Raw genomic sequence first — 19,451 nt, forward strand, 5'->3', positions numbered from 1 at the left:
AAAAAAGTAAAATAAAAGCTAATGAATGGCTGTTTTGAACTTACCGCCTTTTGTTTCATGCGTATCCATAATCGTGATAAATGCTTGGTCATCAATTTCAAATACGATGGATTTCAGCTTTGTAATTTCAAGCCTTGTGACAACGGCGTAGATGACATCTTTTTCTTCATCTGTATAGCCGCCTTTTCCTCTCAGCTTTGTCGTTCCCCTGCCGAGTCGATGCAGAATTGCATCTGAAATTTCATCATAATGATCTGATACGATAATGACAGCTTTTGTTTCATCAAGCCCTTGAATGACAGCATCAATTGTTTTCATTGCCAAATAATATGTCATGACAGAATACATAGCCTGCTCTGGTCCGAAAACAAAGCCCGCCCATATAAAAATGAACACATTGACGATCATAACAAACTCACCGACGGAGAAAGGGATTTTTTTCGTCAAAAGAATTCCTAAAATCTCTGTTCCATCCATTGAGCCTCCATTACGGATGACAAGTCCAACACCAAATCCAAGTAATAGCCCGCCAAATACAGTGGCTAAGATCGGCTGTGTTGTAAATGCCTCCACATGATGAAGTGAAGATTCAATCACGGCTAAGCTGACAATCCCAATCACAGTGGAAACCAGAAAGGTTTTTCCAATATGCTTGTATCCTGATATCATAAATGGAATATTTAAAATGACAACAATCGTCGCAAAATTAATAAACGGGTTATCTGTAAAGAGATAATCCAAAATAAGCGAAATGCCGATGATGCCCCCATCAATAATATTGTTTGGCACTAAAAATAATTCAATGCTGACTGCTGCACATGCAGCCCCTACTAGAATCAGGAAAATTCTCAAAATAAAATGAGGCACTGATTCCTTTCTATGCTGTTTACTATTTGCCATACGTTCTCCCTTCTACACATGTTAAATTTTCAATGAACATTTTATTCACTTTACTATTTTATCATTTCACAGAATAAAATAAAATTTTTTGCACATTTTCCGTTTTCGCCCATACATTGTTACAGAGGGGAGGAATGGAATTGATTTTAATCCAAAAAATTGTCCTGCAGCGGCTCAATCAGATCACAGCAAATGATCTGTTAAGGTATGCGAAACAGTATGGCGTCAGTTTAACGTCACATCAAGCAGCTGAGGTTGCCAAACTCATGAACGGGAAAAACATCAATATTTTTAATGATTCAGAGCGTAACCGGCTTCTTAAGCAAGTGGAAGCGATTACTTCTAAACAGACAGCACAGACTGTGAATGATTTGTTTAACCAGTTTACAAGTTAAGCAAAAAAGGGCCGCATTTAGCGGCACCTCATCATGTTGCATCCTTTTTTATTGACCCGTAATTTTATCTAGTAAGCCTTCATCAAATTGCTTTTCTTTCAGCATCGCAATTTCGAATTTGTAAGGTGGTTTTTTGTTCTTTTTATCTTCACCTACATAAGGCGTTTCTAGAATTTTCGGCACATCTTGAAGCTGGGGATGATGCACAATATAGCTCAGTGCATCGAAACCAATTTCACCAAAACCGATATTTTCATGTCGGTCTTTTCTTGCGCCTTGTACGTTTTTACTGTCATTAATATGAAGAACTTTGATTCGGTCAATGCCGACAATTCGGTCAAATTCTTCTAACACACCATCAAAGTCGCTCACAATCGGGTAACCAGCATCGTGCGTGTGACACGTATCAAAGCAGACAGAAAGAGCTTCGTTATGTGTCACTCCATCGATAATTTGGGCAAGCTCTTCAAAGCTTCTTCCGCACTCTGAGCCTTTTCCTGCCATTGTTTCAAGTGCAATTTGAACTTCTTGACCTTTCACAATGACTTCGTTTAAGCCTTCAATGATTTTTTGAATCCCTGCTTCTGCCCCTGCTCCAACATGCGCACCTGGGTGAAGAACAATTTGCCTTGCACCTAGCGCTTCCGTACGCTCGATCTCAGAGCGCAGGAAGTCTACGCCAAGCTCAAATGTCGCGGGATTCACCGTGTTTCCAATATTGATAATATACGGAGCATGGACGACTATATCTGTCATGCCGTGCTCTTTCATATGCGCTTGTCCAGCTTCAATATTGAGGTCCTCGATTTTTTTGCGGCGCGTATTTTGCGGTGCACCTGTATAAATCATAAACGTATTCGAACCATAAGAGGCAGCTTCCTCACTCGCTGCAAGAAGCATATGTTTTCCGCTCATGGATACATGTGAACCAATCTTTAACAATGTTTCCCCCTACTTTCCATTACGCTTTGACTTTCTACGTTCCTGTCTTTTGATTTTATCCATCTCACGTGTCATTTTCTTTTTATATCCAGGTTTGACGGCTTTCGGTTTTCTCACAAGACGTTTTGCTTTTTCTTCAATTTCATTTGGTGCTTTTTTACGTCTTTGACGCTTCAGACGGTCATCGGCATCTCGCCATTCGCCATGAACAATGGTTTTGTTTTCAAACACAACGCCCATTTTCTCAATTTGAATGAGTGCATCCTCATCAGCCAGTTCATAAATGGTCATAGCAATTCCAGATGAACCAGCACGAGCTGTTCTTCCAACGCGGTGCACATAAAAATCAAGATCAGATGGAAGTTCATAGTTAATCACGTGGCTGACGCCTTTAATGTCAATTCCGCGAGCTGCAAGATCAGATGCCACAATATAAGTGAACTCCAAATCTTCAATTTGTTTCATGACTTTTTTACGTTCGCGCGGCGTTAATCCGCCATGAAGCACACCGATTTTCATTCCTTTTTCTTGTAGGAACGATGCGATTTCATCAACAGTTGTTTTTGTATTGGCAAAAATGATCCCTAAATATGGCTGTACATTCGTCACCATTTCATGGAGCAATTTTAATTTATCACGCTGTTTAGATGGAACTAAAATATGCTGAATGTTTTCAGCTGTAATCCGTCTTGGTTCAACATGCGCATACTTTGGATTGTCCATATATTTTTTCAGGAAAGGCTTTAGTTTTTCTGGGATGGTTGCAGAGAACACAAGCATTTGCAGCTGTTCTGGCATTTGTGCACCAATACGGTCCACATCTTCTAAAAATCCCATATCCAGCATTAAATCCGCTTCATCAATGACAAGAGAGGTCGCTTTGTAAACATTCAGCGCCTGCTCATGAATGAGGTCAGCAATACGTCCAGGTGTGCCGACCACCAAATGCGGCTGGTTTTTTAGCTTTTGAATTGATTTCTGCTTGTCCGTTCCGCCAATGTAAAGCTTCGCTTTGATCTCTTCTTCTGGAGAAGCATTCTTTAAAATCGTTTGAGCTTCTTTGAAAATTTGATTGGCTAATTCTCTTGTAGGCGCAGTAATCACGACTTGTACCTGCTCTTTGCTTGGATCAATTGAATGAATCAGCGGCAGTAAGTACGCATGAGTTTTTCCTGTTCCTGTTTGTGACTGGCCAATCACGCTTTCTCCTTTTAAAACAGCAGGGATGATTCTTTTTTGAATATCAGTCGGCTCATAAAAGCCTAGTTCATGAATAGCATCTATAATAAAAGGCTTTAATTCATATGTCGTAAATTTTGTTTCTTTCATGTTTTCACTCCTTAAGGCAATGCCTTTTTGCTCATCTCCTCATTATAGCTGATTTTCAGTAAAAAAACCATGTCCGCTTTTCCTACAGGAAACCAATTGATGCTTCCTTGCATAACCTATGAAGAGAAAGAGAATGCAGTAAGGGAGGTACAAGTATGTTAGGGCAAAGGCCTATGGGCGATTTTCAGCCGCGCCGCCCCTCACGCCGGCACCTTGGAAATGGCGGACAGCCCCGAATGTTTCAAAGAGGGCAGCAGCCTCCTATCCAACAGCCTTTTCAAGGGCAAGGCAATCCATTTCAGCAAATGATGCCTCGCTCCCCGTCTGTACAGGGAGGCGGTTTACCCGGGATGGGCGGAATTCCAGGAGGTGAGAGCCGTGCACTAGGCGGCGGAGCAGGAATTAAAGGCATGCTCTCTAAATTTCTTCCTGGCGCAGGAGGAGCTGGAGTCTCTGGAGGTGGTGCGGGATTACAAGGAATCCAGAGCTTCACGAATCCTGCGACTCTCTCAAGCATGTTAGGAAATGTTCAAAAAGTGCTCGGGATGGCGCAGCAATTTACGCCAATGATTCAGCAATACGGTCCTTTAGTGAGAAACTTACCTGCAATGATTAAACTGTACAGCCAGCTTGGCAGTGCGGACGATGATGAAGCAAATGCAAATGACGATGATGCAGAATCAACGGAGACCAGCGCGGAAACAGAAGTGCCCGAGGAAGAAGCACAACCTGATGAAATAGAAGAAAATGTTGAACCCGAAGACATCCTTGTCAAAAAAGCAGCACCACACACATCACCTGCTTCTGAAGCAAAACCGAAAAAAAGATCTGGCAGCTCTGTTCCAAAACTATATGTCTAGTGATCTTTTAACGGCGAAGTGTTCACTGCGTATAACAATCTTTGATATATACGCTTACTTTGGCTATAATGGAAGCAAGAGAATGATAAAAAGCCGTTTTTTACGGCTTTTTATATTGTTCTTCTCTAGCAGCACTTCCCTACAGGAGGACGAATAAATGAATGTAATTAAAATATCGCCGCGTGGCTATTGCTATGGCGTTGTGGATGCAATGGTCATTGCTAAAAATGCCGCACTTGATAAGAATTTGCCACGCCCCATTTATATATTAGGTATGATTGTGCACAACAAACATGTCACTGATGCCTTCGAGGAAGATGGAATCTACACACTGGACGGACCAAACCGCTTAGACATTTTAAAGCAGGTAGAAAGCGGAACAGTCATTTTCACGGCTCACGGCGTTTCTCCTGAGGTTCGTCAAATCGCAGAAGAAAAGGGCCTTGTCGCCATTGATGCGACCTGTCCTGATGTCACGAAAACCCACGAACTCATTTCAGAGAAAACAGCCGATGGCTATGACATTATTTATATTGGGAAAAAAGGTCATCCTGAGCCAGAAGGAGCTGTCGGAGTAGCCCCTGACAAGGTACATCTTGTCGAAACAGAAGCCGATATTGAGGCGCTCGATTTAACATCAGAAAAACTTCTCATCACGAACCAAACGACGATGTCTCAATGGGATGTCCACGATCTGATGGAGCTGATTAAAGAGAAATACCCTCACGTCGAGTATCATCAAGAAATTTGCCTTGCGACACAGGTGCGTCAGGAAGCTGTCTCGCAGCAAGCTGGTCAAGCCGATTTAACCATTGTTGTCGGCGATCCAAAAAGTAATAACTCCAACCGTCTCGCACAAGTGTCAATGGAGATAGCCGGAACGCAGGCTTACCGTATTGGCGATTTAAGTGAACTCAAGCTGGAATGGCTGCAGGGCGTCAAAACCGTTGCTGTTACTGCTGGTGCTTCAACACCAACACCTATTACAAAGGAAGTCATTCGTTTCTTAGAAAACTATGAACCGGATGATGAAACGACTTGGAAGATTGAACGGACCGTTCCTCTTTCTAAAATTTTACCTCGCGTCAAAACAAAGAAATAAGAAAACGTCAGAGCGGATATGCTCTGACGTTTTTTGTTTACATAAATTGAAATGGGTTTGTGTTTGATTCAGAAACAAAGAGCTGTACGTCATACTTTTTATCTGCACATAGCGATTGAAGCTTCGCCTTTACGCCCTCTTTCATAATCTTTTCAGCATAATGCCCTGGGTCCACTACGTTCAGCCCAAGCATCATGGCATCATGCGCAACATGGAAATAAAGGTCTCCTGTCACATACACATCTGCACCCATTCTTTTCGCTTGATGGATGTATTTATTTCCGTCTCCGCCAAGCACCGCCACTTTTTTCACTACAGCGTCTTGATCTCCTACAAAACGAGCACCATTCACATCTAGCTTCGTTTTCACAAATTGTGTGAAATCTCTAAGTGTCATAGGCTCATTTAGCTCTCCAATACGGCCAAGGCCTTTTTGAATAGGAGGAAGATCTGTCGTGTGTACACTATAGGCGACTTCTTCATAAGGATGTGCTTTGATCATGTCGCGAATCACTTGTTTTTCTATACTTGCTGGGAAAATGGTTTCAATCCGCACTTCTTTCACAAATTCTAATTGACCCGACTCCCCAATAAACGGCTTAGCTTCTTCTGATGGCAAAAAGCTGCCTGTCCCTTCATTTGAAAACGCACAATGGCTGTAGTTGCCGATATGTCCTGCGCCCGCATTTCCTAAAGCTGTCCGGATGGCCTCTTCAAACTCTTCAGGGACATACAAAGCAAGCTGTTTGATTGGATCCTCGTATGTCGGCACTAACACACTTGTGTCCTCAAGCTCTAAAGCCTCAGCAAGCAAGTCATTGACTCCGCCATCAGCTACGTCTAAATTCGTATGTGCCACATATACCGCAATATCATGTTTGATGCATTTTTCAATGATCCGTCCAGCTGGCTGATCTGTCGCTACATGTTTTAATGGACGAAAAATCGGCGGATGGTGCGCAATAATGAGATCCACTTTTCGCTCGATCGCCTCATCTACTACATTCTCTAATACATCTAGGGTGATCATCACATTACTTATTTTTTTATTTAATGTTCCAATCTGGAGACCAATTTTATCAGCTTCCATGGCATATGCCTTTGGTGAAAATTGTTCAAACAATTGGATGATTTCATGCCCGTTTACTGTTTTAGCCAACAGTCAAAACCTCCTTTAACGTCTTTATTTTCGCATTCAGCTCTTCAAGGCGCTCTTTGTTTTCTTCTGTCCGTGCTGCCTGCTGAATTTGACTTTCTATCTTCTCCATATGCTGAAGCTCTTGCATCCACTTGCGCTGGAAGACATCATTTTGCTCTTTCGCAAGAAACGGACCAACGAGCATGCCTGCTTCAAGTGACATTCCTTCATAAGCTTTATCTTTATCGCCTTTTTCTGCGATGATGATTTCGTATATTTTGCCGTCCTCTTCTAAAATGACTTCATCCATCAATTCATACCCCTCTTGATAAAGCCATAAACGAATATGGTGGGCATGGATATTCGGCTGAAGAATGAGCCGCTCATGGCCTGCGAGCTTATGCCTTCCATCATTTAGAATGCTTGCGATGAGTGCCCCGCCCATACCTGCAATCGTCACTGCATTCACTTCGCCTTTTTCAATGACTTCAAGGCCATTTCCTTTTCTGACCGATATTTGTTCATCTAATTCAAGTCTATGTACTTGCTGCTGCGCCGATTGGAGCGGTCCATCGGTAATTTCACCAGCAATGGCTTTCACTGCTTTTTGATGCAGGATCGCATAGCATGGCAAATAGGCATGGTCTGAGCCGATATCAGCGAAGACTGCCTCATCTGGTAAAAAGTCTGCGACTTTTTTTAATCGTTTGGATAAATTCATTTCATTCATACGTATCACTACTTTTCTTTAATGTTCATACTTGTCTATCTTATATAAATTATGGACTTTTTAAAAGTCGTTTTCAAATGAAAAAAGCTCTTCTTTTGAAAAAGAGCTTTTTGTGTACGGTTATTTAATTTTAGATACCCATTCCGCCATTTCATCGAGCTTTTCATTCGGAATCAGCCCGCCTGGCATCCCGTTGCCGCCTTCTTGAATTTTCTTCTTGATGTCAGCTACTTCAAGCTTGTCTCCAACACCTTTTAAAGCAGGACCTGCTCCGCCTTCATAGTTTTCCCCGTGACAGCTTAGACAGTTCTGTTTATACAATTCTTCCGGCGTCGCATTTGCTGTCTCTTCTTGCTTTTGCTCTTTGCCCCCTGAGGCAATTTTTTCTTCATCTTTCAGCCCCTTCATTGATAAGAAAAAAGTGAGTCCAATACCTAAAATGGCAATCAATAAAAATGGTATAAGTGGATTCCGTTTCATTTCTTTCATCCTCCCCTTTGTGAAAACCCCTTTGAGACTATGCAAACAATTCTAATTCTACTTTAATTTTACAAAAAGTAAACGAATTATGATACAAAACTTTGGTCAAGTTCACAGATTAGACAAAAATGATTCAAGATGAGAAACGAAGCCTTCAGCACATTTAGATGTATTTTTTATACATCTTTTCTCTAAGAACGTTGCAAATTCATTTGTTATTCAGTAAAATATAATCAGATTGAAAAAAGCGTTTTCATTTTTGATAAGAAAGAACGGATCTCTTTCAAGATCCGTCCGGTTTCTACTCTAAGAAGTCTTTTAATCGTTTACTTCTGCTTGGGTGTCTTAATTTACGAAGAGCTTTCGCTTCAATTTGTCGGATACGCTCTCTTGTTACGCCGAACACCTTACCAACCTCTTCTAACGTGCGTGTTCTTCCGTCGTCTAGTCCGAAACGTAGTCTCAGCACATTTTCTTCACGGTCCGTCAGCGTGTCTAATACATCTTCAAGCTGCTCTTTTAAGAGTTCGTACGCAGCGTGGTCAGATGGAGATGTCGCCTCTTGGTCTTCGATAAAATCACCAAGATGCGAGTCATCTTCTTCACCAATAGGTGTTTCTAAAGATACAGGCTCTTGCGCAATTTTAAGAATCTCTCTTACCTTTTCTGGAGTTAAATCCATGTCTTCAGCAATTTCTTCAGGCGTTGGTTCTCTGCCTAAGTCTTGCAGAAGCTGTCTTTGAACACGGATCAATTTATTAATGGTTTCCACCATATGAACCGGGATCCGGATTGTTCTCGCCTGATCGGCAATCGCACGTGTGATCGCCTGTCTAATCCACCAAGTCGCATATGTTGAGAATTTATATCCTTTGCGGTAATCAAACTTCTCAACCGCCTTCATCAGACCCATGTTTCCTTCTTGAATCAAGTCAAGGAACAGCATACCACGACCGACATAGCGTTTCGCAATGCTGACAACGAGACGAAGGTTCGCTTCCGCTAATCTTCTTTTTGATTCCTCATCGCCCTCTTCGATCTTTTGAGCATACGTAATTTCTTCTTTAGCAGATAACAAATTGACGCGTCCGATTTCTTTTAAGTACATACGAACAGGGTCATTGATTTTGACACCTGGTGGTACGCTTAAATCATTCAGGTCAAATTCTTCTTCCGCTTTAGCCAGCTGCTGAACATTTGGGTCTTCTGTCTCTTCGTTTTCACTAATGAGCTCTACACCCTGTTCGCCTAAGTATTCATAGTATTCATCCATTTGGTCTGATTCAATTTCAAAGCTAGACATACGCTCTGCAATTTCTTCGTATGTTAAAACGCCCCGTTTTTTACCCGTTTCAGTGAGCTTATCTCTCACCTGTTCAAAGGTTAATTCAGTTTCGGTTTCGTGGGCTTGTTTATCAGCCATTATGGATCCCTCCTTCCAAAGCTTGCAACGAATTCTAAAGTAACTTGCGATTTGCTTCCGCCCTGCTTTTCTCTCTCTGTCAAACAGAAGACGAAGCAAATAGGAATAAAATAAATAATGATGAAGGCAAGATGCTTGCGGTCTTATGCTCCTCCCATAAAGGATTCATTGCCAGCCGTAAGTCCTGTCATTAATAATAGACGTATTACTTCAGCGAACGGTTCAACTGAATAATTTCTTTTGCAAGTGTTGCCGCTTTGAAGAAATCTTTTTGCCTCTCCGCTTCTGCACGTTCTAGTTCTTTTTCCTTTATCATTGACAAATTCCGATGATTCAACACTTTTTTTACATAATCACTTAATTCAGCTTCACTTAGTTCGTCTCCGACTTGAATCATCAATATATCCGTCAGCAGCTGATTCATGACATCATCTTCTATCCGGTTCATCAGATGCTGCGGCGTTGGTTCTTTGCCTTCTTCATACAAGGCATAAATGTACGTTGCCAGCGCCCTGTGCGAATCTATATTAAATTCAATCCCGATTCTGTCAAGTACTTTGCGGATCACGTCATCGCTTTTTAACATATGAGCAAGCAGCATTCGTTCTGCATTTTCATATGCCGGCCGCAGACGCTTTCTTCTCACTTGTGTTGACAGATGTGCACGCCGTTTTTCAAGCCCGTTTTCTTCCTGCGTGCTTTTGGTTTCTTGCCGCTGCTGCTTTTCAAACAGCTCCAGTTGTTCTTTTAATGAATCAAGTGAGATCGAAAACTCCCCAGCAAGCTGTTTCATGTAAATCTCTTGCTCCAAAGAGCCGTTTAACCGGCTGATTTCTCGGAGAACCTGCTTCATATAAGTAAGACGGTCTCCTTCGTCTGATAAGTTTTTTCCTCTTCGGAAAAAATTCATCTTAAACGTCATTAATGTCACACTTGCATCTATGATGTCATTCCTAAATTTCTCGCCGCCATATTTACGAATGTAGTCATCTGGATCAAGTCCATCTGGTATCATGGCAACGCGAACTTTACATCCTCTTTTTCCAAGCAAATCTGATGCTTTCATGGTCGCTTCGTATCCGGCCGTATCAGAGTCATAGCAAAGGATGATCTCTTCTACGTTCCGCCTGAGAAGCTTTACGTGCTCTTCTGTAAGAGACGTACCCATTGTTGCAACACTTTCACCGACACCTGATGTAACAGCTGAGATGACGTCTGCAAACCCTTCAAAAAGAACTGCGCGTTCGCGTTTGCGAATATGCATACGTGCGTCATGAAAGTGATAAAGCAGCTTACTTTTATGAAAAAGCGGCGTTTCAGGACTATTCATATATTTAGGCTGCTGATCACCAAGCGATCTTCCGGAAAAAGCGATGACCGTTCCATGATGATCATGAATGGGAAACATGACACGATCTCTAAAGCGGTCAAAAAAGCCTGTGCCGTTTTCACGTTGAATCAAAAGACCAGCCTTCTCCATCATCACAGGATCAAATCCTCGTTTTTCTAAAAACTTGGTCACGAAATCCCAAGAATCAAGAGCATACCCGATCTCAAACTTGGCAATTGTTTCATCCGTAAAGCCTCTGGACCGTAAATAATCGAGTGCGTTTTGACCTTCCTTTGTATTTACCAGCAAATGGTGGTAAAATTTCTTAAGAAGCTCATGGGCCTCAATCATTTTATGATCTGCTGTGTCCTCTTGCTGAGAGGAACTCATCTGAGCATTCGCCACCTGATCAGGCAGATCAATATGGTACTTATCAGCCACATGTGAAACGGCTTCAATAAATGAGTAGCCTTCCATTTGTCTGAGGAACGAAAACACATTGCCTCCTGCACCACAGCCAAAACAATGGAAGATTTGCTTATCTGCTGAAACAGAGAATGAAGGAGTATTTTCACCATGGAATGGACAAAGACCGAAGTAATTTCGACCTTGCTTTCTAAGCTGTACGTATTCTCCAATCACTTCGACAATGTCTGCGTTTTTTTGGATCTGCTCCAAAAGTTCATCTGGTATACGTTTGCTCATCCTAATAACACTCCGTCGTACATTATTCGCCTTTTAATTTAAAAATCCTTCATGATTCGACAGGATTTTTTGTAGTTGCGCCATAAATCGCTTCTTATCCTCTTCTAAAAGCTTTTTGGGACCTTTTCCGTATACACCTTTTCTTCGCTGTTTGCTGGAAACATGCCTGCGTTCCAAATCAAAATCAATTGTTTCGTTTGTGTACATTCGTCCTCTTTCAGACAGAACAATGACCTGTCTCGGAAGCAGTAAGGAGGCAAGACCAATGTCTTGGGTGACGACAATATCATGTGCGGCAGCTGAGTTGGCAATGACTAAGTCCGCTGCTTCCTTATGTGTATCTACAAACCGCCAATCTTCAAGTGGAGATCTTTTGGTTTGAAAATGCTCATATGAAGCAATGAATGTCACTGGTACTTGAAATTGAGATGCGACAGAAAGGATTTCGTCTTTTACAGGACAAGCATCTGCATCGACATAAATCGTCCTCTCTTTTTTACGTTCATTCAGGTGACTAATTCTCCATCCCTCCACCTTATTCCTGCTTTAGAGAAGCAAAAAGACCATACTTTTCCCCCATAAAGCAATCAACAGTAAAACTCATTTTGTCGAAAAGTTATGTTCAGAATCACTTGACTTCTGCCAATATTAGTTTATTCGTTCTTGACTTAACTTAAACCTAAAATCAATCATTTTATCACAATTTTTTATTATAATACAAATGCAGCAAATATGCTATTGTTTTTGTTTACCCGTTTCCCACCATAGGAAAAACCCAGGAGGAGCATCCTGAGTTTATTCGGAACCTCTTTTGGTCAGCATTTGATGAATGACATTTGCCGTTTCCTCAACTGCTTTATTCGATACATCAACAACTTGACAGTTAATGCGGTCAACCACTTTTTCAAAATACTCTAGTTCCTCTTTAATCCGCTCAATGTTCGCATAAATAGCGCGATCATTTAAACCAAGAGATTTTAAACGCTCTTTGCGAATATGATTTAATTTGTCTGGACTAATTTTCAAACCGATACATTTCTTCGGATCAACTGAAAATAGCTCTTCTGGCGGATCAACTTCAGGTACAATTGGTACGTTCGCTACCTTCAGCCGTTTATGCGCCAAATATTGAGATAATGGTGTCTTAGACGTGCGTGATACACCAATAAGCACAATATCAGCCTTTAGAATACCTCTTGGGTCTCTGCCGTCATCGTATTTCACAGCGAACTCGATGGCTTCTACCTTTTTAAAATAGTCCTCATCTAATTGACGTACACGACCCGGCTCATGTTTCGCTTCATTTCCATATGCCGTCTCCATTTTATCAATGAGTGGACCGATGATGTCATAATAAACAACACCGTTTGCTTCTGCTTCCTCGATTAAGAATTGGCGCATTTCTGGCACAACAAGAGTAAAGCAGACGATCCCATTATCTGCTTTCGCCAGTGAAATGACTTCTTTAATCGTACCAACATCCTCTACATACGGGATTCTTCTAATATTTGAATGGTCTGATGAGCCGCCATCAAATTGGCTAAGTGCCGCTTTGACCACGAGCTCTGCCGTTTCTCCTACTGAATCTGATACCACAAAAATTACGCGATTACTCATAACATCCCCTCGCAGTCTTCTGTCATTAGATTATTTCGTTCTCCGATAAGCTGACAAGTATTTTCGTCATGTTTGTTTTCGTGATTCTTCCGACCACTTCAAAGCCTTTTTCCGTATCTTTTATCACAGGAAGTGCATCTATTTGCTTTTCAATCAAGTGCTTCGCCACATCCATAATGAAATCTTCTTTGCGGCAAACGGTGATGTTCGGCATTCTTGTCATAATAATATGGACAGGGATAGATGGAAGCTCCTGTTTCCCTATACTTGCGCGAAGGAGGTCTTTTCTTGATAACACGCCTGTTAAAATAGAGTGATCATCCACAACGAATAATGTGCCCACATCCTCTAAAAACATCGTACAAATCGCATCATAAACCGAAACATTCTCATGTATCACCACTGGAATGGATTGAAAGTCTTTCACTTGAAGTTTTTTCAGCTTATCTGCGAGAAGCTGCGTGCCTGTTTTTCCTGTGAAAAAGTAGCCGACCCTTGGTCTTGCTTCTAAAAAGCCTGACATTGTTAAAATGGCTAAATCCGGTCTGAGGGTCGCCCTTGTTAAGTTCAGCCGATCGGCGATATGCTCTCCAGTGATCGGACCATTCTCTTTGACAATCTGTAAAATCTGCTCTTGCCGTTTATTTAACTCGATTGTACTCACCACCTTTAAATAGAGAGAGCGAAATCTTTATTTTATGTATATCATTTTCATAACTCATCATATTATAGCGCATCTTTGTCCGAATGAAACAAAAATCCACTCAAAAACCGTGAATTAAATGAGTAAAAAACGATTGCCCTTCGGAAAAGGCAACCGTTCTTAGGTATTTATTTTACAATTAAATTGTTCATATTCGCAAATGATTGAATCACTTTGGCCAGTTTGACCATCTGTGCCAAACGATTTCGCTTCAGTTTTTCATCATCCGCATGAACCATTGTGTGATCGAAATAATGAACGATCGGTGTTTTTAACGTATCCAGCGCCTCAAGTGCCAAGCTGTATTGTCCTGCTGCTACATGGTCCTTGACAGCTTTCTCTACTTGCTGATACGCCTCAAACAGCTTTTGCTCATGTTCATTTTCAAACAGTTCAGGCTGAATCTCTGTGTCTTCGCCTTTTTTACTGATTGAAATGACACGTCCCAATGCTTCAGCCGTTTCTTTGAAGCTTTCTTGTTTTACACTCTCTTCAAGAACAGCTGCTTTTTTGACGACTGCATATGGCTCAATATTTTCAACATCAAGCACTGCATCAACAACATCATGGCGGATATGCTCTGCTTGAAGAACATATTTTAAACGATGCGTTAAAAATTCAATTAGAGCAGCTTCATGTTCTGTCTTTACTTGAGCAAGTGCTAACAGCTCTTTAAATGAAATATTCCAATGACGGTCGAGCAGGATTTGAACGATACCACTCGCTTGTCTTCTAAGTCCATAAGGATCTTGAGAACCTGTAGGGATCACATCGATTGAGAAGAATGAACAAATAGAGTCGAGCTTATCTGCTACTGCCACAATCGCACCAATCAAAGTAGACGGCGCCTCGTCTCCAGCAAAGCGCGGCATATAATGCTCGTTAATGCTTCTTGCCACTTCTTCATGTTCACCAAGAGCTCTTGCATATTTCTCACCCATGATTCCTTGTAATTCAGGGAATTCATAGACCATTTGAGTCACAAGGTCAAACTTCGAAATACTTGCGGCTCTAGCCACACGTTTAGTTGTTTCGTCATCTGCTCCGACATGCGCCGCTAGACGGGTTGCAATGTCTGTCACTCTCTTCAGCTTGTCGCCGATTGTTCCAAGTTTCTCATGGAATACCACTTTATCAAGCTTTTTAATATTGTCTTCAATCACTAGTTTTTCGTCTTCTTTATAGAAGAATGCAGCATCCGATAAACGTGCGCGAAGTACTTTTTCGTTCCCTCTTGCGACATTTTCCAGCGCCTCACTGTTTCCATTTCTGACTGTAATAAAATGCGGCAATAATTCTCCTTGCTCATTTTTCACAGGGAAGTAGCGTTGATGCTCTTTCATTGTTGTCACCAATACTTCTTCCGGCAATGCAAGAAACTCCTCTTCAAAGGAACCAGACAGCACAGTTGGATATTCTACAAGATCGTTCACTTCTTCTAGAAGTTCAGGATCAACAGGAATGACCCAGCCTTTTTCTGAAGATAGTGCATTTAGCTGTTCAGTAATTAATTGTTTTCTTTTATCTGAGTCTGCAATCACAAATTGATCGCGCAGAGTTTGTTCATAAGAAGCAGGTGAGTCAATGCTGGCTGTCGTACCAAGGAAACGATGTCCTCTTGTTTCACGGCCGCTTTTCACCCCGGCAATTTCAACAGGTACAATCTCTTGTCCAAATAAACAAACAATCCATTTAATCGGACGGATATAGCGTAAATCTTCGCTTCCCCATCTCATGTTCTTTGGAAAGCTTAATGAAGCAGCGATCTCACCTAACGCTGGGAGAAGGTCTTTGACTTGCTTCCCTTCTTGAAACTTTTGGACATGGACATAATCCACTCCTTTGATCTCTTTGAAATAGAGATCATCTGTTGAAGCACCTTGGCCCCGGGCGAAGCCTTCAGCAGCTTTTGTCCAATTGCCTTCAGCATCTTGGGCAATCTTTTTAGCTGGACCTTTTGCTTCTTCTTTGATGTCTTCTTGTTTTTCTGCAACACCTTTCACAAGTACAGCAAGACGTCTTGGTGAGTTGAATAAAGCAGTCTCTTCGAATGAAATATTTTGCGTTTCAAACCATGCTTTTACTTTCTCACCTAGCTGTTTTGTGCTTTCTGGCATGAAACGAGCCGGCATCTCTTCTAAGCCGATTTCAAGTAATACATCTTGTTTATTCATGAGAAGCCGCCTCCTCTTTTAGCATAGGGAATCCCAATTTTTCGCGTTCTTCATAATAGGTTTTGGCTACTTTTCTTGCTAACTGACGCACTCTTCCGATATAACCAGTCCGCTCAGTCACAGAAATAGCGCCCTTTGCATCGAGCAGGTTAAACGTATGAGAGCATTTGAGGACATAATCGTATGCCGGGTGAACAAGTCCTTTGTCCATTTGACTGTGTGCTTCTTTCTCATAGGTTGTAAATAGCTCGAACAGCATGTCAGTATTAGATGTTTCAAATGTATAAACAGAGTGCTCATATTCAGCCATTAAGAATAAATCTCTGACCGTAAATCCGTCTGTCCATTCAAGATCGAAGACATTTTCTTTGTCCTGGATGTAAGAAGCAAGACGTTCAATACCGTATGTGATTTCAACAGAAACGGGCTTACATTCTAATCCGCCGACTTGTTGGAAATACGTGAATTGCGTAATTTCCATCCCATCAAGCCATACTTCCCAGCCAAGTCCTGCACAGCCAAGAGATGGATTTTCCCAGTTATCTTCCACAAAACGAATGTCATGTTTCAGCGGGTCAATGCCAAGTGCTTTCAATGATTCAAGATATAGTTCTTGAATATTGTCAGGTGATGGCTTAATGATCACTTGAAATTGATGATGCTGATACAATCTATTTGGGTTTTCTCCATATCTGCCATCAGCTGGGCGTCTTGAAGGCTCTACATATGCTACCTTCCATGGCTCTGGGCCGATGCTTCTGAGGAACGTGTATGGACTCATCGTTCCGGCACCTTTTTCTGTGTCATAAGCCTGCATTAATACGCAGCCTTCATTTGACCAATGCTTTTGCAGCGTCAAAATCATGTCTTGAATATTCAATGATCGCACCTCCATCTTTTCTACACCAACCGCTATGTATGGCGGGTGGGATTAGAACCTTGTAAGAGAACACAAAAACTCCCGTCTCTATGCTCGCAAGGTTCTTTGCAAACATAGGGACGAGAGTTTTTCCCGCGGTTCCACCCTATTTGCTGGTGTCGTAGCATCCAGCCGCTTTGTTTTACGCTGCTCAAGAATGCCTTTCGTTACGCCTCCATCCTTAGCTCACACCGCCCTAAGGTCGCTTTTTATGGATTTTACGTAAGTACTTCTTTCTGTCAATGCAACATATTTTATCTTAGATGATCTTACAAAAAGTCATGGGAGATGTCAACTTTTGTTTTCGTCACCCATTAGCTTTTTCATGGATTCCATCTGATTCATGAATTTTTTTGATTTTAAATAGAGGCCGGAATATTCGTCATAGTAGTGATCAAGCACTTGACGAATTTCTTGTTTCGTCTGAGGCTTCACATCAACCTGACCAAGCCTTGATAAATCAAAATAATGAAACAAACGGAGCAGCCTTGCAGCTGCGGGGGATAAGGGCAGTTTATATGGATCTTTCGAAAAACAATTTTGACAAATAAAGCCGTTATCTCTTATCGAGAAATGGAACTGCCCTTCTTTTTGACCACAGTGAACACATTGATCAAGTTCAGGCTTCATCCCCATCACTGATAACATTTTAACCTCTACGATAAATAAAATAATATCAGCATCTGTGCCTTCGTTGAGATGACGCAGAGATTGAAGCAGAAGCTCAAACAAATAAGGGTTTGGCTTTTTTTCTTCTGTCCCTTTATCAATCAATTCCGTCATATATGCGGCATATGCGGTCAGAAATAAATCTTCCCGAATGGCCCGCATACTTTCAATCATTTCGCCTTGCTGGAGCGTTCCAAGTCCTGTTGATGATTGGATAAGAAAGGTGCCGTATAAAAACGGCTGGCTTATGGCTGACAGGCGGCTGTTTGATTTTTTTGCGCCTCTTGCCATCACGCCAATTTTTCCATGTTCTCTAGTGAGCAGCGTGACAATTTTGTTTGTTTCGCCATAATCTGTTGTTCTAAGGACGATTCCTTCACTTTTAATGAGCATTTGTCTACACTCCGAGCGCTGGAGGGGGTCAAGAATTATAAAATTGGAAAATCAAATCGTGCTATTTCTTCTTCAAGTACATCGGGTCTTTCCAGGTTCTCCTTTTCTAACTCTTTGAAAAGCAGATACGTGTCAACGCTTCCTGTTTGTGAAAATACGTTCCATGTAAAATTCAACATAAAAACCCCACCTTTCTTTATTAGAAGCAGCAACGCTACATCCAACATATTAATTTTATCTTGACCAGGCTACCTCCATTTCATGATAAACAATTTTTACTAATCGAACCGCACCATTGTCAGATTTACTGACAAATGCAGCGATTTTTTAATATTCGTCTTCTCTAAATCCGAAGTCACGAAGGTGAGTGGATTTATTACGCCAGTCCTTCTGAACTTTGACCCAAAGCTCTAAATACACTTTTGAGCCTAGAAGTGCTTCAATATCTCTGCGCGCTTTTTGTCCCACTTCTTTTAACAAGCTGCCTCGTTTACCAATGACGATCCCTTTTTGCGAATCACGTTCTACGACAATGGTTGCCGCGACATGGATCTTGCCATTTTCATCTGGCTTAATTGATTCAATCGCAACCGCAATACTGTGCGGAATCTCTTCTCTCGTTAAATGCAGCACTTTTTCACGAATTAATTCAGAAATAATAAACCGTTCTGGATGATCTGTTACTTGATCTGCCGGATAAAATTGAGGGCCCTCTGGAAGATAACCTTCAATCTGCTGAAGAAGCGTGTCGATATTGTTTCCTTCAAGAGCTGAAATTGGCACAATTTCCTTGAATGGATAACGTGTGCGGTATTCATCAATTAAAAGGAACAGTTCATCTGGATGAATTTGGTCAATTTTATTCACGACAAGGAACACCGGTGTAGATGTTTGCTTTAGTCGTTCAATGATGAATTCATCACCTTTGCCATAGCCTTCCTGTGCGTTGATCATAAATAAGATCAGGTCGACTTCCTTCAGTGTATTTTGAGCCACCCTCATCATAAAATCACCAAGCTTATGCTTAGGTTTATGAATCCCCGGTGTATCGATAAAGATCGTTTGTGATGTGTTCGTTGTCAGGACACCTTGCACTTTGTTTCGCGTCGTTTGGGGCTTATCGCTCATGATGGCGATCTTTTGTCCAATAACACGATTAAGAAAGGTTGATTTCCCTACATTTGGTCTTCCAATAATTGATACAAATCCTGATTTGAAGCTTTCGTTAGTCATTTAAATCCTCCGGTGAAAATGCTCCTGGCAATAGTTCGTTTACTGTTGTTTCGTATATATGTCCTTTTAAGTTCGTTAGAATCACTGGCATGTCAGGTGCACATAGCTCTGAAATGACCTGTCTGCATGCGCCGCACGGCGAAACAGGACGGTCTGTATCAGCCACCACTGCTAACATTTGAAAAGATGTAATGCCTTCTGAATAGGCTTTAAAAAGTGCTGTTCTTTCCGCACAATTACACATACCATATGCTGCATTTTCAATGTTGCAGCCGCCATACACTTTTCCATCATTCGACAGTAACGCTGCACCGACTTTGAATTTAGAATAGGGTACATATGCAAAATCTCTTGCTTTGATTGCTTCTGAAATCAACTCTTGTTTGTTCATTCCTAGTTCCCACTTTCA

General features: G+C 41.5%; 20 protein-coding genes. 3 read left to right on the top strand and 17 right to left on the bottom strand.

Annotated features, from left to right (window positions below):
* Positions 1–18: 18 nt before the first annotated feature.
* Entirely contained in the window at positions 19–900 is an 882-nt protein-coding gene (locus tag AC3WTB_RS12595; RefSeq protein WP_039180016.1) for a YitT family protein, read from the bottom strand.
* 140 nt (positions 901–1,040) lie between these two features.
* Here AC3WTB_RS12595 and AC3WTB_RS12600 point away from each other — a divergent pair, with 140 nt between their 5' ends.
* Positions 1,041–1,295 (top strand): DUF2624 domain-containing protein, encoded by a 255-nt coding sequence (locus AC3WTB_RS12600; RefSeq protein WP_024423008.1) that lies wholly within the window; start codon positions 1,041–1,043, stop codon positions 1,293–1,295.
* A gap of 48 nt (positions 1,296–1,343) precedes the next feature.
* On the opposite strand, the gene AC3WTB_RS12605 is transcribed toward AC3WTB_RS12600, so the two are convergent.
* On the bottom strand, positions 1,344–2,237 hold the full coding sequence (locus tag AC3WTB_RS12605) for a deoxyribonuclease IV (protein ID WP_024427965.1): 894 nt from the start codon (positions 2,235–2,237) through the stop codon (positions 1,344–1,346).
* A 9-nt stretch (positions 2,238–2,246) separates the two neighbouring features.
* Positions 2,247–3,566, bottom strand: a complete 1,320-nt coding sequence (locus AC3WTB_RS12610; protein ID WP_024423009.1) for a DEAD/DEAH box helicase — start codon at positions 3,564–3,566, stop codon at positions 2,247–2,249.
* A 155-nt stretch (positions 3,567–3,721) separates the two neighbouring features.
* Between AC3WTB_RS12610 and vrrA the strand changes: the two genes are divergently transcribed.
* Together vrrA and AC3WTB_RS12620 are read left to right on the top strand one after the other, a co-directional pair.
* Positions 3,722–4,426, top strand: a complete 705-nt coding sequence (gene vrrA / locus AC3WTB_RS12615) for a VrrA/YqfQ family protein (protein ID WP_059374616.1) — start codon at positions 3,722–3,724, stop codon at positions 4,424–4,426.
* A 157-nt stretch (positions 4,427–4,583) separates the two neighbouring features.
* The gene (locus tag AC3WTB_RS12620; protein WP_024423011.1) at positions 4,584–5,528 is read left to right on the top strand and encodes a 4-hydroxy-3-methylbut-2-enyl diphosphate reductase; all 945 of its coding nucleotides are present in this window, start codon (positions 4,584–4,586) and stop codon (positions 5,526–5,528) included.
* A gap of 37 nt (positions 5,529–5,565) precedes the next feature.
* Here the strand turns inward: AC3WTB_RS12620 and AC3WTB_RS12625 are convergent, their stop codons facing one another.
* From AC3WTB_RS12625 to AC3WTB_RS12690, 14 genes are all read right to left on the bottom strand, one after another.
* Entirely contained in the window at positions 5,566–6,687 is a 1,122-nt protein-coding gene (locus AC3WTB_RS12625; RefSeq protein WP_492333787.1) for a Nif3-like dinuclear metal center hexameric protein, read from the bottom strand.
* A complete protein-coding gene (locus AC3WTB_RS12630) occupies positions 6,680–7,396 on the bottom strand; it encodes a tRNA (adenine(22)-N(1))-methyltransferase (RefSeq protein WP_073979119.1) in 717 nt (238 codons plus the stop codon). Before AC3WTB_RS12630 ends, AC3WTB_RS12625 begins: the two co-directional genes overlap by 8 nt.
* Before the next feature lie 120 nt (positions 7,397–7,516).
* Complete coding sequence (cccA, locus tag AC3WTB_RS12635) at positions 7,517–7,876, bottom strand: cytochrome c550 (protein ID WP_034280134.1); 360 nt, start codon at positions 7,874–7,876, stop codon at positions 7,517–7,519.
* Between the two features lie 301 nt (positions 7,877–8,177).
* Complete coding sequence (rpoD, locus tag AC3WTB_RS12640) at positions 8,178–9,299, bottom strand: RNA polymerase sigma factor RpoD (protein WP_008342392.1); 1,122 nt, start codon at positions 9,297–9,299, stop codon at positions 8,178–8,180.
* Between the two features lie 205 nt (positions 9,300–9,504).
* A complete protein-coding gene (gene dnaG, locus AC3WTB_RS12645; RefSeq protein ID WP_024423015.1) occupies positions 9,505–11,334 on the bottom strand; it encodes a DNA primase in 1,830 nt (609 codons plus the stop codon).
* Positions 11,335–11,367: 33 nt separating this feature from the next.
* Complete coding sequence (locus AC3WTB_RS12650) at positions 11,368–11,868, bottom strand: YaiI/YqxD family protein (protein ID WP_024423016.1); 501 nt, start codon at positions 11,866–11,868, stop codon at positions 11,368–11,370.
* 261 nt (positions 11,869–12,129) lie between these two features.
* Positions 12,130–12,951, bottom strand: coding sequence for a pyruvate, water dikinase regulatory protein (locus AC3WTB_RS12655; protein ID WP_008342399.1), 822 nt, complete (start codon positions 12,949–12,951; stop codon positions 12,130–12,132).
* A 25-nt stretch (positions 12,952–12,976) separates the two neighbouring features.
* A complete protein-coding gene (gene ccpN / locus AC3WTB_RS12660) occupies positions 12,977–13,615 on the bottom strand; it encodes a transcriptional regulator CcpN (RefSeq protein ID WP_039180035.1) in 639 nt (212 codons plus the stop codon).
* A 167-nt stretch (positions 13,616–13,782) separates the two neighbouring features.
* A complete protein-coding gene (gene glyS, locus AC3WTB_RS12665) occupies positions 13,783–15,828 on the bottom strand; it encodes a glycine--tRNA ligase subunit beta (protein ID WP_492333788.1) in 2,046 nt (681 codons plus the stop codon).
* A complete protein-coding gene (gene glyQ / locus AC3WTB_RS12670; RefSeq protein ID WP_012010611.1) occupies positions 15,821–16,708 on the bottom strand; it encodes a glycine--tRNA ligase subunit alpha in 888 nt (295 codons plus the stop codon). Before glyQ ends, glyS begins: the two co-directional genes overlap by 8 nt.
* A gap of 330 nt (positions 16,709–17,038) precedes the next feature.
* Positions 17,039–17,809, bottom strand: coding sequence for a DNA repair protein RecO (gene recO / locus AC3WTB_RS12675; protein ID WP_047202320.1), 771 nt, complete (start codon positions 17,807–17,809; stop codon positions 17,039–17,041).
* Positions 17,810–17,844: 35 nt separating this feature from the next.
* Positions 17,845–17,988, bottom strand: coding sequence for a YqzL family protein (locus AC3WTB_RS12680; RefSeq protein ID WP_003217288.1), 144 nt, complete (start codon positions 17,986–17,988; stop codon positions 17,845–17,847).
* 148 nt (positions 17,989–18,136) lie between these two features.
* The gene (gene era / locus AC3WTB_RS12685) at positions 18,137–19,042 is read right to left on the bottom strand and encodes a GTPase Era (RefSeq protein ID WP_007501305.1); all 906 of its coding nucleotides are present in this window, start codon (positions 19,040–19,042) and stop codon (positions 18,137–18,139) included.
* Positions 19,035–19,433 (bottom strand): cytidine deaminase, encoded by a 399-nt coding sequence (locus tag AC3WTB_RS12690; protein ID WP_008356263.1) that lies wholly within the window; start codon positions 19,431–19,433, stop codon positions 19,035–19,037. Before AC3WTB_RS12690 ends, era begins: the two co-directional genes overlap by 8 nt.
* Between the last annotated feature and the right edge of the window lie 18 nt (positions 19,434–19,451).

This window comes from Bacillus sp. EB106-04-04-XG123 (assembly GCF_058791855.1).

What these genes read in the sequence shown, in the direction of transcription:
- AC3WTB_RS12655 (WP_008342399.1), bottom strand. Translation starts at nt 12,951, where the DNA reads ATGAGTAATCGCGTAATTTTTGTGGTATCAGATTCAGTAGGAGAAACG.
- recO (WP_047202320.1), bottom strand. Translation starts at nt 17,809, where the DNA reads ATGCTCATTAAAAGTGAAGGAATCGTCCTTAGAACAACAGATTATGGC.
- dnaG (WP_024423015.1), bottom strand. Translation starts at nt 11,334, where the DNA reads ATGAGCAAACGTATACCAGATGAACTTTTGGAGCAGATCCAAAAAAAC.
- rpoD (WP_008342392.1), bottom strand. Translation starts at nt 9,299, where the DNA reads ATGGCTGATAAACAAGCCCACGAAACCGAAACTGAATTAACCTTTGAA.
- glyS (WP_492333788.1), bottom strand. Translation starts at nt 15,828, where the DNA reads ATGAATAAACAAGATGTATTACTTGAAATCGGCTTAGAAGAGATGCCG.
- AC3WTB_RS12690 (WP_008356263.1), bottom strand. Translation starts at nt 19,433, where the DNA reads ATGAACAAACAAGAGTTGATTTCAGAAGCAATCAAAGCAAGAGATTTT.
- vrrA (WP_059374616.1), top strand. Translation starts at nt 3,722, where the DNA reads ATGTTAGGGCAAAGGCCTATGGGCGATTTTCAGCCGCGCCGCCCCTCA.
- AC3WTB_RS12620 (WP_024423011.1), top strand. Translation starts at nt 4,584, where the DNA reads ATGAATGTAATTAAAATATCGCCGCGTGGCTATTGCTATGGCGTTGTG.
- era (WP_007501305.1), bottom strand. Translation starts at nt 19,042, where the DNA reads ATGACTAACGAAAGCTTCAAATCAGGATTTGTATCAATTATTGGAAGA.
- AC3WTB_RS12680 (WP_003217288.1), bottom strand. Translation starts at nt 17,988, where the DNA reads ATGTTGAATTTTACATGGAACGTATTTTCACAAACAGGAAGCGTTGAC.
- AC3WTB_RS12595 (WP_039180016.1), bottom strand. Translation starts at nt 900, where the DNA reads ATGGCAAATAGTAAACAGCATAGAAAGGAATCAGTGCCTCATTTTATT.
- AC3WTB_RS12610 (WP_024423009.1), bottom strand. Translation starts at nt 3,566, where the DNA reads ATGAAAGAAACAAAATTTACGACATATGAATTAAAGCCTTTTATTATA.
- AC3WTB_RS12630 (WP_073979119.1), bottom strand. Translation starts at nt 7,396, where the DNA reads ATGAATGAAATGAATTTATCCAAACGATTAAAAAAAGTCGCAGACTTT.
- cccA (WP_034280134.1), bottom strand. Translation starts at nt 7,876, where the DNA reads ATGAAACGGAATCCACTTATACCATTTTTATTGATTGCCATTTTAGGT.